Source organism: Pseudomonas sp. ERMR1:02 (genome assembly GCF_002277815.1).
Taxonomy (GTDB): domain Bacteria; phylum Pseudomonadota; class Gammaproteobacteria; order Pseudomonadales; family Pseudomonadaceae; genus Aquipseudomonas.
The window spans coordinates 76,619-91,823 of sequence record NZ_NKJI01000009.1; the positions used below are offsets into that span (position 1 = coordinate 76,619).

The window sequence follows — 15,205 nt, forward strand, 5'->3', positions numbered from 1 at the left end:
TTGCGATTTGTTGAGATTATTTTTCGATGATCAGTGATGCGTCGCAAAATGAAAAACACCGCCCGAAGGCGGTGTCTGTGTCAGCGCGCGATTACGAGGCAATCAACTGCCGCAACACGTAATGCAAAATTCCTCCCGACTTGAAGTACTCCACCTCATTAAGCGTATCGATCCTGCACAGTACTTCGACTTTTTCGCGGGTCCCGTTTTCACGGGTGATGACCAGGTTCAGGTTCATCCGTGGTGTCAGTTCGACGCCGGTCAAGCCGAGGATGTCCAGGGTTTCGGTGCCTTTCAGATTAAGACTTTTGCGATTTTGATCGAGTTTGAACTGCAGCGGCAGCACACCCATGCCCACCAGGTTAGAGCGGTGAATCCGCTCGAAGCTTTCGGCGATAACCGCTTTGACTCCGAGCAGATTAGTGCCCTTGGCCGCCCAGTCGCGGCTTGATCCGGTGCCGTATTCCTGTCCGGCGATCACCACCAGCGGCGTGCCCGCGGCCTGGTAACGCATGGCTGCGTCGTAGATCGCCAGTTTCTCCCCGGTCGGGATATAGAGAGTATTGCCACCCTCTTCGCCGCCGAGCATTTCATTGCGAATGCGGATGTTGGCGAAGGTGCCGCGCATCATGACTTGGTGGTTGCCGCGTCGCGAACCGTAGGAGTTGAAGTCCCGCGGTTCCACGCCTTTCTCGCGCAGGTAGCGGCCCGCTGGGCTGTCAGCCTTGATGTTGCCGGCCGGGGAGATGTGGTCGGTGGTCACCGAATCGCCGAGCAGCGCAAGGACACGGGCACCAGCGACATCCTTGACCACCGGCGGCGGTCCGCCGATGTCATCGAAGAACGGCGGATGCTGGATGTAGGTCGAATCCGCCTGCCAGACGTAGGTGGCCGCTTGCGACACTTCGATGGCCTGCCACTGTTCGTCGCCAGCAAACACTTCGGCGTACTCCTTGTGGAACATGGCGGTGTTGACCTGCGCCACGGCGTCGGCGATTTCCTTGCTGCTGGGCCAGATGTCGCGCAGGTAAACCAGATTGCCGTTCTGGTCCTCGCCCAAGGGCTCGCGACTGAGATCAATGCGCACAGTGCCCGCTAGTGCATAAGCCACCACCAGTGGCGGCGAGGCCAGCCAGTTGGTTTTCACCAGCGGATGGACCCGGCCTTCGAAGTTACGGTTGCCCGACAATACGGAGGCCACGGTCAGGTCGGCTTTCTGGATGGCTTTTTCGATCGGTTCCGCCAAGGGGCCGGAGTTGCCGATACACGTGGTGCAGCCATAACCAACCAGGGCAAAACCCAGTTCATCCAAGTATTGCGTCAGGCCGGCAGCCTTGTAGTAGTCGGTGACCACTTTCGAGCCGGGGGCCAGTGAGCTTTTCACCCAGGGTTTGCGGCGCAGGCCCTTTTCCACGGCTTTCTTCGCCACAAGGCCAGCGGCCATCATGACACTCGGGTTGGATGTGTTGGTGCAGGAAGTGATCGCGGCAATCACCACCGCGCCGTTTTTCAGCCGAACCGTTTGCCCTTCAAAGTCGTAGTCCACTTCACCGGCCAGATCGGCGTTGCCCACCGCGACACCGCCGCCGCCCTCGCTTTCCAGGCGACCTTCTTCCTTGCTGGTGGGCTTGACCTGCAAGCCGATGAAGTCGCTGAACGCTTGCGCGACATTCGGCAGCGAAACCCGGTCCTGCGGGCGCTTGGGTCCTGCGAGGCTGGCTTCGACGCTGGCCATGTCCAGCGCCAGGCTGTCGGTGAATACCGGTTCCTTGCCCGGCAAGCGCCACAGGCCTTGCGCCTTGCTGTAGGCCTCGACCAGTTTCACGGTTTCGATGGGGCGGCCGGATAGACGCAGGTACTCCAGCGTCACGTCGTCCACCGGAAAAAAACCGCAAGTAGCGCCATATTCCGGGGCCATGTTGGCGATGGTCGCGCGGTCCGCCAGCGGCAGATCGGCAAGGCCGTCGCCATAAAATTCGACGAATTTGCCGACCACGCCTTTCTTGCGCAACATCTGGGTGACGGTCAGCACCAGGTCGGTGGCGGTGATGCCTTCCTTGAGCTTGCCGGTGAGTTTGAAACCGATCACTTCCGGAATCAGCATCGACACCGGTTGGCCGAGCATCGCCGCTTCCGCCTCGATGCCGCCAACGCCCCAGCCAAGCACGCCGAGGCCATTGATCATGGTGGTGTGGGAATCGGTGCCCACCAGCGTGTCCGGGAAGGCGTAGGTGCGGCCGTCCTCGTCCTTGGTCCAGACGGTGCGGCCCAGGTATTCCAGGTTCACCTGGTGGCAGATCCCGGTGCCCGGCGGCACCACGCTGAAATTGTCGAAGGCGCTCTGGCCCCAGCGCAGGAACGCGTAACGTTCGCCATTGCGCTGCATTTCGATATCGACGTTCTGTTCGAAGGCGCTGCTGGTGGCGTATTTGTCGACCATCACCGAATGGTCGATCACCAGATCCACCGGCGACAGCGGATTGATCCGCTGCGGATCGCCGCCGGCCTTGGCCATCGCCGCACGCATGGCGGCCAGGTCGACCACGGCAGGCACGCCGGTAAAGTCCTGCATCAGCACCCGCGCCGGGCGGTACTGGATTTCGCGATCGGAGCGGCGCTCCTTGAGCCAGCCGGCAATCGCCTTGAGGTCGGCACCGGTGACGGTTTTTGCATCTTCCCAGCGCAACAGGTTTTCCAGCAGCACTTTCAGCGACATCGGTAGCTTGTCCAGGTCGCCCAGGCTTTTCGCGGCGTCCGGCAGGCTGAAATAGTGGTACGTCTTGTTGTCGACTTGCAAGGTTTTAAGGGTGTTCAGGCTATCGAGAGACGGCATTACGATCACTCCTTTTGGTCCGCAGGGCTACGGACAGAGGGAACGGGCAGAGGATTAAACCTAGTCCTCTTTAGTGTTTAAGGCTAATTACTGGACTCTATGGACAAGTCCGAGGTTGCGAAGTCGGCTATCATGCGCCGGTTTTCGTGACAGGCTTTGCTCCAAAGCAAGTCTGGGCATCGCGCAGTGGTTGAATTTCTCGCCATCTGCCCAGGAGTAAGAATGAACACCCTCTTTATGCATTGCCGGCCGGGCTTCGAAGGCGAAGTCTGTTCCGAGATTTCCGACCTCGCCGCGCAGTTGAACGTGGCCGGTTATGCCAAGGCCAAAACCGCCAGCGCCTGCGCCGAATTTGTCTGCACTGAAGAAGACGGTGCAGAGCGCCTGATGCGCGGTCAACGTTTCGATCAGTTGATCTTCCCGCGTCAATGGGCTCGGGGAATGTTCATCGATTTGCCGGAAACCGACCGCATCAGCGTGATCCTCGCACACCTGGCGGACTTCCCGATCTGCGGCAGCCTATGGCTGGAAGTGGTCGACACCAACGACGGCAAAGAGCTGTCGAATTTCTGCAAGAAATTCGAAGGCCCGCTGCGCAAGGCGCTGATCGGTGCCGGCAAATTGGTGGACGACGCCAACAAGCCGCGCCTGCTGCTGACCTTCAAGTCCGGTCGCGAAGTGTTTGTCGGTCTGGCGCAGGCGAACAATTGTGCAATGTGGCCAATGGGCATTCCGCGTTTGAAGTTTCCCCGCGAGGCACCCAGCCGTTCGACCCTGAAGCTGGAAGAGGCCTGGCACCACTTCATCCCGCGCGATCAGTGGGACGAGCGCCTGCACAGCGACATGACCGGCGTCGACCTCGGTGCCGCGCCCGGTGGCTGGACCTGGCAGCTGGTCAATCGCGGCATGCTGGTGACTGCCATTGACAACGGCCCGATGGCTGAAAGCCTGATGGACACTGGTCTGGTACAGCATTTGATGGCCGACGGTTTCACCTTCAAGCCCAAGCAACCGGTGGACTGGATGGTCTGCGACATCGTCGAGAAACCGGCGCGCAATGCCGCGATGCTGGAAGAGTGGATCGGCGAGGGCCATTGCCGCGAAGCCGTGGTCAACCTCAAGCTGCCGATGAAACAGCGATACGCCGAAGTGAAGCGCCTGCTGGAGCGCATCGCCGACGGCTTCAAGGCGCGGGGCATCCGCGTTGAGATCGGCTGCAAGCAGCTGTATCACGACCGTGAAGAAGTGACCTGCCATCTGCGCCGGCTCGACGTGAAGAAACCCAAGTCCCGCTGAAGTTGTGCGCTGATCGTTCCCACGCAGAGCGTGGGAACGATCAGCCGTGTACGCCGCAGATGACGATGTGCCCGGCAATGCGCGACAATGCCGGCAAGTTTCAGGAGTGAATCATGAGCGAAATGACTGACACGCCGGTTGACGGCACCCTCGACGCCACCGGCCTCAACTGCCCGGAGCCGGTAATGATGCTGCACCAGCACATCCGTGACCTGGTGCCCGGCGGCCTGCTCAAGGTGATCGCCACTGACCCGTCGACCCGTCGCGACATCCCCAAGTTCTGCGTGTTTCTCGACCACGAACTGGTGGCGCAACACGAAGATGCTGGCACCTACCTGTACTGGATTCGCAAGAAGTCCGGTTAACGCCATCGAAAAAGACCGCATTCGCCCCTGTAGGAGCTGGCTTGCCAGCGAAGAACTCGAGAGCGACACGGTTAACCATCAACACGCGTAATCGTTCGCGACCATCGCTGGCAAGCCAGCTCCTACACGGCGCTGTGTCAGCCCGCCGAGTGGTGGATGCGAATCCGTCTGCGTGCACTGCGCGTCAGGCGGATCGACAGCATCAGCGCAGCGCAGCTCAATCCCACGATCAACCCCTGCCACAGCCCACTCGGGCCGCGGGGTTCGCCGAGCCAGTCAGTTAGGCCGAGGGCGTAACCCACCGGCAAGCCGATGCCCCAGTAAGCGAACAAGGTCAGGATCATCGTCACCCGGGTGTCCTGATAGCCGCGCAGGGCGCCGGCCGCCGTTACCTGGATCGCATCGGAAAACTGGAACAGCGCCGAGTACACAATCAACATCGCCGCGATATGGATCACCGTCGGGTCTGCGGTGTAGATCGCAGCGATGTGCTCGCGCATCAGCAACATCATGCTCGCCGAAAGGCAGGCGTAGGCCAGCGCGGTGCCCATGCCGACACCCGCGGCAAAACGCGCCTCGCGTGGCTCTTCACGGCCCAGTGCCTGACCGACGCGCACCGTCACGGCCATGCCCAGGGAGTAAGGAATCATGAACACCAGCGAGCTGACGTTCAGGGCAATCTGATGCCCGGCAACCACCGTTGCGCCCAGGCTGCCGATCAGCAGGGCGATCACGGCAAAAATGCTCGACTCGGCGAACACGGCGATGCCAATGGGCAGGCCGATTGCCAGTAGACGCTTGATCACCGACCACTGTGGCCAGTCAAAGCGGCTGAACAGTTGACTCGACTGATAGGCCGGCGCCCAGCGTTCCCAACCGGTCAGGCCCAGGGCCATCACCCACATCACGATCGCCGTGGCCCAGCCGCAGCCGACACCGCCCATGGCCGGTACACCGAAGTGGCCATAAATGAACACGTAGTTCAGCGGAATGTTCAGCGCCAGCCCGCACAGGCCCAGCACCATCGCCGGGCGGGTGCGCCCCAGGCCGTCACTGGTGCAGCGCAGCACATGGTAGAAGGCGACGGCGGGTAAACCGCTGGCGATGCCGTGCAGGTATTGCATGCACGGGCCGATCAGTTCGGGGTCGACCTTCATCAGGTGCAAGATCGGTTCGGCGCTAAACAGCATGCCGGTCGCCATCAGCCCCACGACCAACGCCAGCCACAATGCCTGGCGGACGATAGGGCCAATTTCGCTGTGGTTGCCGGCGCCGAAGCGCTGGGCGACTTTCGGCGTGGTGGCCAGCAGCGTGCCGGTCATCAGAAGGAACACCGGCACCCAGATCGAGTTGCCGAGCGCCACCGCCGCCAGATCACGGGGCCCGACACGGCCGGCCATCACCGCATCGACGAAACCCATCGCCGTGGTCGCCAGCTGCGCGATCATGATCGGCAGCGCCAGGCTCAGCAGGTTTTTCAGCTCCAGTCGAACCCGGGCCGGACGGGTGAGGGAAGTGGCGGCGGGGTGGTCAGTCACGGAATTCAAGGGCGAAACGTCCGAAAGAATTTGATACAAGGCCGCGCATTCTACGCCTTGACGCATCGGTCAGGAAAAGACTGTGTTAGGGATTTGTAATGGGGACTGACGGTGCAGGAAAACCTGTGGGAGCGGGCTTGCTCGCGAAAGCGGTGTATCAGATACATCAATGTTTACGGACGCTCCCCTTCGCGAGCAAGCCCGCTCCCACAAAGTAAGCGGTGTAGTTCGGATCAAGGTGAACAATGCCCGCTGGCTCAGTGCCGTCATCTACGCCTACACTGCCAACCCGCCAAAGGAGCCTGCCATGCTGATTGTTGCCGACGAAAATATCCCCCTGCTCGATGCCTTCTTCGAAGGTTTCGGCGAAGTCCGCCGGGTGCCGGGACGTTCCATCGACCGTGCCACCGTCGAACAGGCTGATCTGTTGCTGGTGCGTTCGGTGACCAACGTCAACCGCGCGCTGCTCGAAGGCAGTAAGGTGCGGTTTGTCGGCACTTGCACCATCGGCACCGATCACCTGGACCTGGAATACTTCCAGCAGGCCGGCATCACCTGGTCCAGTGCTCCGGGTTGCAACGCTCGGGGCGTTGTCGACTATGTGCTCGGCAGTCTACTGACCCTGGCCGAAATCGAAGGCGTCGACTTGACTCGGCGTACCTACGGCGTGGTCGGTGCTGGCGAGGTGGGCGGACGGCTGGTCAAGGTCCTGCAAGGTCTGGGCTGGAAGGTATTGGTCTGCGACCCGCCACGGCACGCTTTCGAGGGTGGAGATTACGTCAGCCTGGAAGAGATCATCGAGCAGTGCGACGTGATCAGCCTGCACACGCCGTTGAACAAGCGTGGCGCTCAGTCGACCTGGCACCTGTTCGATAAAAAGCGTCTGAACCTACTCAAACCCGGCACCTGGCTGATCAACGCCAGTCGCGGTCCCGTAGTCAATAACGCTGCGTTGCGCGATGTGTTGTTGGAGCGCGAAGATCTGCAAGCGGTGCTGGATGTCTGGGAAGGCGAGCCGGAAGTCGATGTGGCGCTGGCCGAGCTCTGTGTACTGGCGACGCCGCACATTGCCGGGTACAGCCTGGATGGCAAGCAGCGCGGCACGGCGCAGATCTATCAGGCGTATTGCGATTTTATCGGGCAACCGGCCCGGGTTAGCTTGAGCGATTTGCTGCCGGCACCGTGGTTGTCACAAGTGACCTTGAGCGCTGAAAGTGATCCTGCCTGGGCGCTGGCGATGTTGTGTCGCGGGGTGTACGACCCGCGCCGTGACGATGCGGATTTGCGCCGCAGTCTCGTAGGCAGTGTGAGTGAACAGCGGGCGGCGTTCGATATATTGCGCAAGAACTACCCGTTGCGACGTGAGATCGACGGGTTGCAGGTGCGCATTGACGGGGATGCGCCGGCATTGCGGCAGATTGTGGCGGCTTTGGGTGCGACGGCAGTCTAGAGACCGAATTGGCCCATTCGCTGTAGGAGCGAGGCTTGCCCGCGAATGGCCGCACCACAAATCTTCCAGCAAACACCCATAAAAAACCCGGCCATCAAGGGCCGGGTCAAGAAGACGGTGGCTATATCACTTTTGTTCGGCAGGCTTGACCAATCGCTTTTCCAGGTCGCGGCACGCTTGCTGGATCATGTCTTCAGTGATCGGTACTTCGCGCCCTTCCTTATCGATTATCGAGCAACCCAGAGACTGGCTCGGCTGCGTGCGGATCACTTCAATCTTGTCATCGCTGCTGTTTTGCAAGGACATGGCCTGTCTCCTCATCAGGTTGTGTGCTTACTGTAGAACCACCAAGTGACCGGGCTGTGACAACTCCCTGCGATCGTTTCATGGCGGCAACACCAGTGCACCAGAAATACCGCGACGTTGCCACCCGGACTTTAGACCAATAGCGTCTAGGAGCTAGTGTTGGCGGTCATAATTAACCTGACTCATTGTGATTAACCAGGATCCACCCCATTGAGCGGTGTAGGGTGAAACTATCAATTGTTCTGTTGCGGATGATGCCAATGCTCTCAGTACGACACCGCCGTGCGATTCGCCTGGCCAGCCACTTCATCGCGCCGTATCGCTTGCACGCGTTCGGTGCCTTGCTCGCGTTGATCGTCACGGCGGGCATCACCCTGTCCATGGGGCAGGGCATTCGTCTGCTGGTGGATCAGGGCTTCATGACCCAGTCGCCGCACTTGCTCAACCAGTCCATCGGCTTGTTCATGCTGTTGGTGATCGGTCTGGCGGTTGGCACTTTTGCGAGGTTTTACCTGGTGTCGTGGATCGGCGAGCGCTGCGTTGCCGACATCCGACGCCAGGTGTTCAATCATCTGATTTATTTGCATCCGGGCTTTTACGAAAACAACCGCAGCTCCGAGATCCAGTCACGACTGACCGCCGATACCACACTGCTGCAATCAGTGATTGGCTCTTCGCTGTCGCTGTTTCTGCGCAACTTGTTGATGGTGATCGGCGGGATCGTCCTGCTGTTTGTGACCAATCCCAAGCTCACCAGTATCGTGGTGGTCGCCTTGCCGCTGGTGATCGCGCCGATCCTGATCTTCGGTCGCCGGGTGCGCAATCTGTCGCGCCTGAGTCAGGACCGGATCGCCGATATCGGCAGCTATGTCTCTGAAACCCTTGGCCAGATCAAGACCGTGCAGGCGTACAACCATCAAGGTCAGGACGAACAGCGTTTTGCCGTGACCGTAGAAGAGGCTTTCGATACCGCTCGCAAGCGTATTTTTCAGCGGGCCTGGTTGATTACCCTGGTCATCATCCTGGTGCTGGGCGCCGTGGGCGTCATGCTCTGGGTCGGCGGCATGGATGTGATTGCCGGGCGGATTTCCGCGGGTGAACTGGCGGCGTTTGTCTTCTATAGCCTGATCGTGGGGAGTGCGTTCGGCACCTTGAGTGAGGTGATCGGCGAATTGCAGCGCGCGGCAGGCGCGGCGGAGCGGATCGCCGAATTGTTGCGTTCGGAAAACATCATCCTGCCACCGACCACCGATCTGGTGAAGCTGCCCGCGCGGGTGAAGGGCAACCTGCTGCTGCAGGACGTGCGCTTTTCCTACCCGTCACGCCCCGAAAGCTATGCCGTCGATGGCTTGAATCTGTCGGTCAGGGCTGGCGAAACCCTGGCTCTAGTCGGCCCGTCCGGTGCCGGCAAGTCGACGGTGTATGACCTGTTGCTGCGTTTCTACGACCCTGCCCAAGGACGCATCCTGCTGGATGGCGTGCCACTGACCCGACTTGATCCATTGGACCTGCGTCGCTGCTTCGCCCTGGTTTCGCAAACCCCGGCGCTGTTTTACGGCAGCATCGAAGACAACATCCGCTACGGCAATCCGACGGCGACGTTGGCCGAGGTTCAGGAGGCGGCAAAAATTGCCTACGCCCACGACTTCATCCAAGCCTTGCCCAACGGTTACCAGACACATCTGGGTGACGGTGGCCTGGGCTTGTCCGGTGGCCAGCGCCAACGCCTGGCTATCGCCCGGGCGCTGCTGGTGGATGCCCCCATCCTGCTGCTCGACGAAGCCACCAGCGCCCTCGATGCCCAGAGCGAACACCTGATCCAGCAAGCCCTGCCAAGCCTGATGAAAAACCGCACTACGTTGGTCATCGCCCATCGTCTGGCCACGGTCAAAAACGCCGATCGAATTGCGGTGATGGATCAAGGGAAATTGGTGGCTGTTGGTACACATCAGGAGCTTATCGCCAGCAATGCGCTGTATGCGCGGTTGGCGGCATTGCAGTTTGCAGGAGCTGCCGAAGGCTGCGATCTTTTCGAATCAGCGGAAATCGGAAATGGCCATGACGCTCAGTAAAGCTGCCCGGTTCGGGCACTATATCGTCCTCAATCATGAGCCCGGATGAGGATATGAGCCGTTATCAACCACCACTGACCTTGACTACGAAAATGTTGTCGCTAATCGCTGAAATCAGCGAGCAGATCGGTCAGCTTACGGCTGTAGATGAGCGCCTGCAGACGCCTCAGTTACGTCGCGGTAATCGGATCCGAACGATTCAGGCTTCCTTGGCCATCGAGAACAACACCCTCAGTATTGAACAGGTGACTGCAGTTCTGGCTGGGCAGCGAGTACTGGGGTTGCCTCGGGAAATCCAGGAAGTGCGTAATGCCTTTGCGGCCTACGACTCCATGCCGGATTGGCACCCGAGCAACCGCGCCGACTTGCTTCATGCCCATGAACTCTTGATGAGTGGATTGATTGACGATTGCGGGCGTTTTCGTCGAGCGGGTGGGGGTATCTACCGTGGCGATAAACTAGTCCATATGGCTCCACCTCCGAGTCGCGTTGTGCATTTGATTGAAGACTTGCTGGCATGGCTTGGCGATTCTGATTGGCATCCGCTGATCATCAGTTGCGTCTTCCATTACGAGTTCGAATTCATCCATCCCTTCGCCGACGGCAATGGACGCATGGGGCGTCTCTGGCAAACCCTCATACTTAGTCAGTGGCGACCAGTTTTGGCTTATTTGCCAGTCGAAGCAGTGATCCGAGAGCAGCAGGACGATTACTACGCGCATTGTCAGCAGCGGATCAATTGGCTGAGTCGACACCTTTTGTCGAGTTCATGCTGCAAGCGTTGAGCATTGCGCTTAAAGAGGCAGTGCGAAGCGAACCTGTAACCGACCAAGTAACCGACCAAGTAACCGACCAAGTAACCGACCAAGTAACCGATCAAGTAACCGATCAAGTAACCGACCAAGTAGCGAAGCTGCTTTTGTCGCTCCGTGGAACCGGTCCAATGAAGGTAAGCGAGATGATGGTGGAGGTCGGATTAGCTCACAAGGCTACTTTTCGAGCTAACTATCTCAAGCCAGCATTGGCTGCTGGCCTGATTGAAATGACCGATCCCGACTCGCCCCGCAGCCCGGTTCAACGCTATCTACTGACCGATTTTGGAAAGCAGGCGGTGGGCCGGTTGTAATCGGTCTAGCTGTCTGAACAAAAATGCCCGCATTCTCGATGCGGGCATTTTTCTTACAGCCATGAAGGACTGCTTGCAGCTAGAGGCTTAGAGCTTGCCGCTGCCGTTCTTATTGATCATCAAAATACCGCTCATGCCAATCCACCAGCGGTTGCGGTGAGTTGAGTTTCTGGCCGTAAATCACCGAGTAGGACAACACGTTCTGCACGTACTGACGGGTTTCGTCGAACGGAATGCTTTCCACCCATACGTCGAAACTCAAATGATCAGCGCCGCGCAGCCACTGGCGGACACGGCCGGGGCCGGCGTTGTAGGCGGCGGAGGCGAGGACGCGGTTGCCGTTGAACTGGCTGTGGACCTGGCTCAGGTACGCCGCACCGAGCTGGATGTTCTTGTCCGGTTCGAACAACTGCTGCGGCGAGGCATACGGAATGCTGAACTTGCGCGCAGTTTCCTTGGCGGTGCCGGGCATCAGTTGCATCAAGCCTGACGCACCGACACCGGAGCGGGCGTCGTCCATGAAGGCGCTTTCCTGGCGGGTGATGGCGAACACCCAGCTCGAATGCAGGCCACGGACTTTGGCTTCGCGGACCAGGACTTCGCGGTGAGCCATCGGGAAGCGGATGTCCAGGTCATCCCAGTACTGCGCCTGGCTGATGGTGCGAATCGCCGGGAAATACCATTTCAGGTCGTAGGCCAGTTTCGCCTGGGCGACCATTTCGTCGCGGCTGAAGTGCCGGCTGACGTGGTACCACTCGCGGCGACCGTCGACGATCTGCCCTCGCGCATGGAACTCCAGGGCGCGGCGTACGCCAGGCGTGTTGCGTACTTTATTGATAGTCGCCTGGCTCAGCACCAGCGGCTTGTTGACCAGCGAATAGGGCGACTGCGAACGATCGGCGGCAAGGAAGCCATAGAAGTCACGCTCGCGAGCAAGGCTCTTATAGAGAGTTTGCGCTTGGGGATTCTGTGGTTGTGCCAGTTCCAGGCTGCGGGCCTGCCAATAGCGCCAGCGGTTGGTGGTGGCGAGGTCCTGGGGCAGGCGGCGAGTCAACTGATAGGCATCGTCCCAGCGAGCCAGGCGCAAGAGCAGGCGCAGGCGCCATTCGGACACGGTGTTGTCGCGCAATTCCGGGTCGTATTTGGTCATCACGTCCAGCGCGCGGCTGTCGAAACGACGTGCGAGGGTAAGGCCGATTTCACGGGCGATCGCCACTTTTTCGTCGCGTGAGAAGTGCATGCTGCTGGCATAGCCGTCGAGCAGGTCCATGGCCTTGTCCGGGTCCTGGCGGGCGAAGCGGCGCAGGCCAAGGCTGACGATGTCCGACATCGGTTCGTCAGCTGGAGTGAAGCGCGACGGCTGGTTGAGCAGTTCGGGTTTTTGCGCGACATCGATCAACAGGCGACCGCGAGGGGCGAGGGTGTTTAGACCGTTCACCAGGCTGATGGCCAGCGGATAGTTGCGCTCCTGGGCGGCGAGCTTGGTGCGTTCCCAGCGTTTTTGCTCGGTCAACTGGCCTTCGGCGGCCCACATTCCGAACAATGCATCGCAGGCCTCGGGTTGGGATTTACCGGTCAGCCAGAGCTTGTTGGCGTTGGCGTAACCTTCGGTCTTGAGATTGTGACTGATCTGATACTGCGCATTCAGGCAGTCCAGTTCAGTGAAATTCATTTTGGGGTCGTAATATTTGACGAAGGTCGCCCATTCGCCGCGATCGGCCAGCCAGCGCAACCAGCGCAGTTTCATCCAGTTGGCCTGGGGCAGGTCTCCGTGTTCGGCGAGAAATTTTTCGATTTCGGCATTGCTCGCGGTTTTCAGGCGCGCGGTCAGTTCGTCATACGCCAGATACGGTTCCAGCGGATAGTCGGCCAAGGCCTGGCTGTAACGGAAATAAGGGCCGGTATCGCCCTTGGCCAGGGCGCGCTTGGCCTCATCGTAGTACTGGCGTTGGGTGGACAGGTCCACCGCCTGGGCGGATTGAACGGCAGCGGCAGAAAGTAAAAAACAGGATAAAAACTTGAAGAGGCGACTGCGCATGAGACGTCCGGACAGAAAATCATGACAAGTGCTGGCGATGCCTGCACTGAATTATCCGTAGCTTAGCCTTTTGCCAGCAGCGGGCGAAAGGTTTGCGGAGCTGTCTGCATCAGTTCGCAACATTTGTAGTGCAGAGTGCTCCGACTGTGAAATTGCCGGCCTTCTGAAGCCTCTATTCAGGTAGAATGCGCGCCCGGTTTTTGGAGAAGCTCATGACCCTGCTCAAATTCAGCGATGTGTCCCTTGCTTTCGGCGCTATGCCGTTGTTGGACAAGGTGTCCTGGCAGATCGCCCGTGGAGAGCGGGTGTGCATCATCGGCCGTAACGGCACTGGCAAGTCCAGCATGATGAAGCTCGTCAAGGGCGACCAGAAGCCCGATGACGGCTCCGTTTGGCGCGCACCCGGGCTCAAGATCGGCGAATTGCCGCAAGAATTGCCGGTAGCCGACGAGCGGACAGTGTTCGATGTCGTGGCCGAAGGCCTGGACGGTGTCGGTGCGTTGCTTGCCCAATACCACCACCTGAGCCAGAACATCGTTACCGATGCCGACCTGGACAAGCTGATGCATGTTCAGCACGACCTCGAAGCCCGCGATGGCTGGCGTTTGCAAACCCTGGTCGACAGCACCCTCAGCCGCTTGCAATTGCCGGCCGACAAGACCCTCGCCGAACTGTCCGGCGGCTGGCGTCGTCGCGTCCTGTTGGCCCAGGCACTGGTGTCCGAGCCAGATCTGCTGCTGCTCGACGAACCGACCAACCACCTGGATATCGGTGCGATCGCCTGGCTCGAAGAAGCGCTGAAGGATTTCCAGGGCGCCGTGCTGTTTATCACGCACGACCGTTCCTTCCTGCAAAACCTGGCAACCCGCATCCTTGAACTGGATCGTGGTGGGCTGATCGACTGGAACGGCGACTACGCCAGTTTCCTGGTGCATAAAGAGGCCGAACTGGCCGCCGAAGCGACCGCGAACGCGCTGTTCGACAAGCGACTGGCCCAGGAAGAAGTGTGGATCCGCCAGGGCATCAAGGCCCGGCGTACCCGTAACGAAGGTCGCGTTCGCGCACTCAAGGCCCTGCGCGTCGAGCGCAGCGAGCGTCGTGAGCGCACCGGCAAGGCCAACATTCAGCTGGATACCGCCGACAAGTCCGGCAAGCAGGTGATGGTCCTCGAGAATGTGAGCTTCGCTCACCCGGGCGGGCCGTTCCTGATCAAGGACTTCTCCATGGTGTTGCAGCGCGGCGACCGTATCGGCCTGCTCGGCGCCAACGGCACCGGCAAGACCACGCTGCTGAAACTGATGCTCAGCGGCTTGCAGCCAACCAGCGGCAAGGTGGAAGAGGGCACGCGTATTGATGTCGCCTACTTTGACCAGTTGCGCCATCAGCTGGATCTGGAAAAAACCGTGATCGATAACGTCGCCGAAGGTCGCGACTTCATCGATATCGACGGCCAGAGCCGCCATGTGTTGAGCTACCTGGGCGACTTCCTGTTCAGCCCGCAGCGTGCCCGCACGCCGGTCAAGGCGCTGTCCGGTGGTGAGCGTGCCCGTCTGTTGCTGGCCAAGCTGTTCAGCAAACCGGCGAACCTGCTGGTCCTCGACGAACCGACCAACGACCTCGACGTCGAAACGCTCGAGCTGCTGGAAGAGGTCTTGCTGACCTTCAACGGCACCGTGCTGATGGTTAGTCACGACCGGGCATTCCTCGACAACGTGGTCACCAGCACCTTGGTCTTCGAAGGCGAAGGCCAGGTTCGCGAATACGTCGGCGGTTACCAGGACTGGCTGCGTCAGGGCGGCTCGCCGCGCCTGCTGGGCGTGACCGAGAGCAAGTCCGGCAAGGCCGACCTGAACTCTGCTGTGGTCAAGGCAGAGCCTGCGCCTGTCGCGGCAGCCGTCGATGCGCCAGTGGCGAAGAAGAAACTCAGTTACAAATTGCAGCGCGAGCTGGAAGCATTGCCAGGGCAGATCGAAGCCATGGAGCAGCAGATCGTTGCGGTGGAAGCGCAGATGGCGGATGCCGGTTTCTACCTGCGTCCGGCTGCGGAGACCGCTGCGGTGATCGCTCAGCTGGCACAGTTGCAGGCTGAGCACGACGTGATGGTCGAGCGCTGGGCCGAACTGGATGCTTGATTGATCTTGCTATAAAAAAGCCCGGCATTCAGGGATGAATGCCGGGCTT

9 protein-coding genes and 1 pseudogene are annotated in these 15,205 nt (G+C 59.9%); 6 read left to right on the forward strand and 4 right to left on the reverse strand.

Annotation, left to right across the window (positions count from 1 at the left end; genetic code table 11):
• Positions 1-91: 91 nt before the first annotated feature.
• Positions 92-2,833: an aconitate hydratase AcnA gene (gene acnA, locus CES87_RS17575; RefSeq protein WP_128607119.1), complete on the reverse strand. Its 2,742-nt coding sequence runs from the start codon at positions 2,831-2,833 to the stop codon at positions 92-94.
• Positions 2,834-3,055: 222 nt separating this feature from the next.
• On the opposite strand from acnA, the gene rlmM reads away from it, so the two are divergent.
• A complete protein-coding gene (gene rlmM, locus CES87_RS17580; RefSeq protein WP_128607120.1) occupies positions 3,056-4,129 on the forward strand; it encodes a 23S rRNA (cytidine(2498)-2'-O)-methyltransferase RlmM in 1,074 nt (357 codons plus the stop codon).
• Between the two features lie 113 nt (positions 4,130-4,242).
• Positions 4,243-4,494 carry a sulfurtransferase TusA gene (gene tusA / locus CES87_RS17585; RefSeq protein WP_095197341.1) on the forward strand — a complete coding sequence of 84 codons (252 nt, stop codon included), beginning with the start codon at positions 4,243-4,245 and terminating at the stop codon, positions 4,492-4,494.
• Between the two features lie 137 nt (positions 4,495-4,631).
• Here the strand turns inward: tusA and CES87_RS17590 are convergent, their stop codons facing one another.
• Positions 4,632-6,041 (reverse strand): MATE family efflux transporter, encoded by a 1,410-nt coding sequence (locus CES87_RS17590; protein ID WP_128607121.1) that lies wholly within the window; start codon positions 6,039-6,041, stop codon positions 4,632-4,634.
• A gap of 298 nt (positions 6,042-6,339) precedes the next feature.
• On the opposite strand from CES87_RS17590, the gene pdxB reads away from it, so the two are divergent.
• Positions 6,340-7,482, forward strand: coding sequence for a 4-phosphoerythronate dehydrogenase PdxB (gene pdxB / locus CES87_RS17595; RefSeq protein WP_128607122.1), 1,143 nt, complete (start codon positions 6,340-6,342; stop codon positions 7,480-7,482).
• 126 nt (positions 7,483-7,608) lie between these two features.
• On the opposite strand, the gene CES87_RS17600 is transcribed toward pdxB, so the two are convergent.
• Entirely contained in the window at positions 7,609-7,788 is a 180-nt protein-coding gene (locus CES87_RS17600) for a PA1571 family protein (RefSeq protein WP_128607123.1), read from the reverse strand.
• 251 nt (positions 7,789-8,039) lie between these two features.
• On the opposite strand from CES87_RS17600, the gene CES87_RS17605 reads away from it, so the two are divergent.
• On the forward strand, positions 8,040-9,860 hold the full coding sequence (locus CES87_RS17605; RefSeq protein WP_256590960.1) for an ABC transporter transmembrane domain-containing protein: 1,821 nt from the start codon (positions 8,040-8,042) through the stop codon (positions 9,858-9,860).
• A gap of 53 nt (positions 9,861-9,913) precedes the next feature.
• Positions 9,914-10,986 (forward strand): annotated as a pseudogene (locus CES87_RS17610) (Fic family protein).
• 109 nt (positions 10,987-11,095) lie between these two features.
• Here the strand turns inward: CES87_RS17610 and CES87_RS17615 are convergent.
• Positions 11,096-13,024: a transglycosylase SLT domain-containing protein gene (locus CES87_RS17615; RefSeq protein WP_128607124.1), complete on the reverse strand. Its 1,929-nt coding sequence runs from the start codon at positions 13,022-13,024 to the stop codon at positions 11,096-11,098.
• A gap of 212 nt (positions 13,025-13,236) precedes the next feature.
• Between CES87_RS17615 and CES87_RS17620 the strand changes: the two genes are divergently transcribed.
• Complete coding sequence (locus tag CES87_RS17620; protein ID WP_128607125.1) at positions 13,237-15,156, forward strand: ATP-binding cassette domain-containing protein; 1,920 nt, start codon at positions 13,237-13,239, stop codon at positions 15,154-15,156.
• Positions 15,157-15,205: the final 49 nt, after the last annotated feature.

Bases quoted from the DNA above. Each gene is read 5' to 3' on its own strand.
- acnA (WP_128607119.1), bottom strand. From the start codon at position 2,833: ATGCCGTCTCTCGATAGCCTGAACACCCTTAAAACCTTGCAAGTCGAC.
- rlmM (WP_128607120.1), top strand. From the start codon at position 3,056: ATGAACACCCTCTTTATGCATTGCCGGCCGGGCTTCGAAGGCGAAGTC.
- CES87_RS17600 (WP_128607123.1), bottom strand. From the start codon at position 7,788: ATGTCCTTGCAAAACAGCAGCGATGACAAGATTGAAGTGATCCGCACG.
- tusA (WP_095197341.1), top strand. From the start codon at position 4,243: ATGAGCGAAATGACTGACACGCCGGTTGACGGCACCCTCGACGCCACC.
- CES87_RS17605 (WP_256590960.1), top strand. From the start codon at position 8,040: ATGATGCCAATGCTCTCAGTACGACACCGCCGTGCGATTCGCCTGGCC.
- pdxB (WP_128607122.1), top strand. From the start codon at position 6,340: ATGCTGATTGTTGCCGACGAAAATATCCCCCTGCTCGATGCCTTCTTC.
- CES87_RS17615 (WP_128607124.1), bottom strand. From the start codon at position 13,024: ATGCGCAGTCGCCTCTTCAAGTTTTTATCCTGTTTTTTACTTTCTGCC.
- CES87_RS17620 (WP_128607125.1), top strand. From the start codon at position 13,237: ATGACCCTGCTCAAATTCAGCGATGTGTCCCTTGCTTTCGGCGCTATG.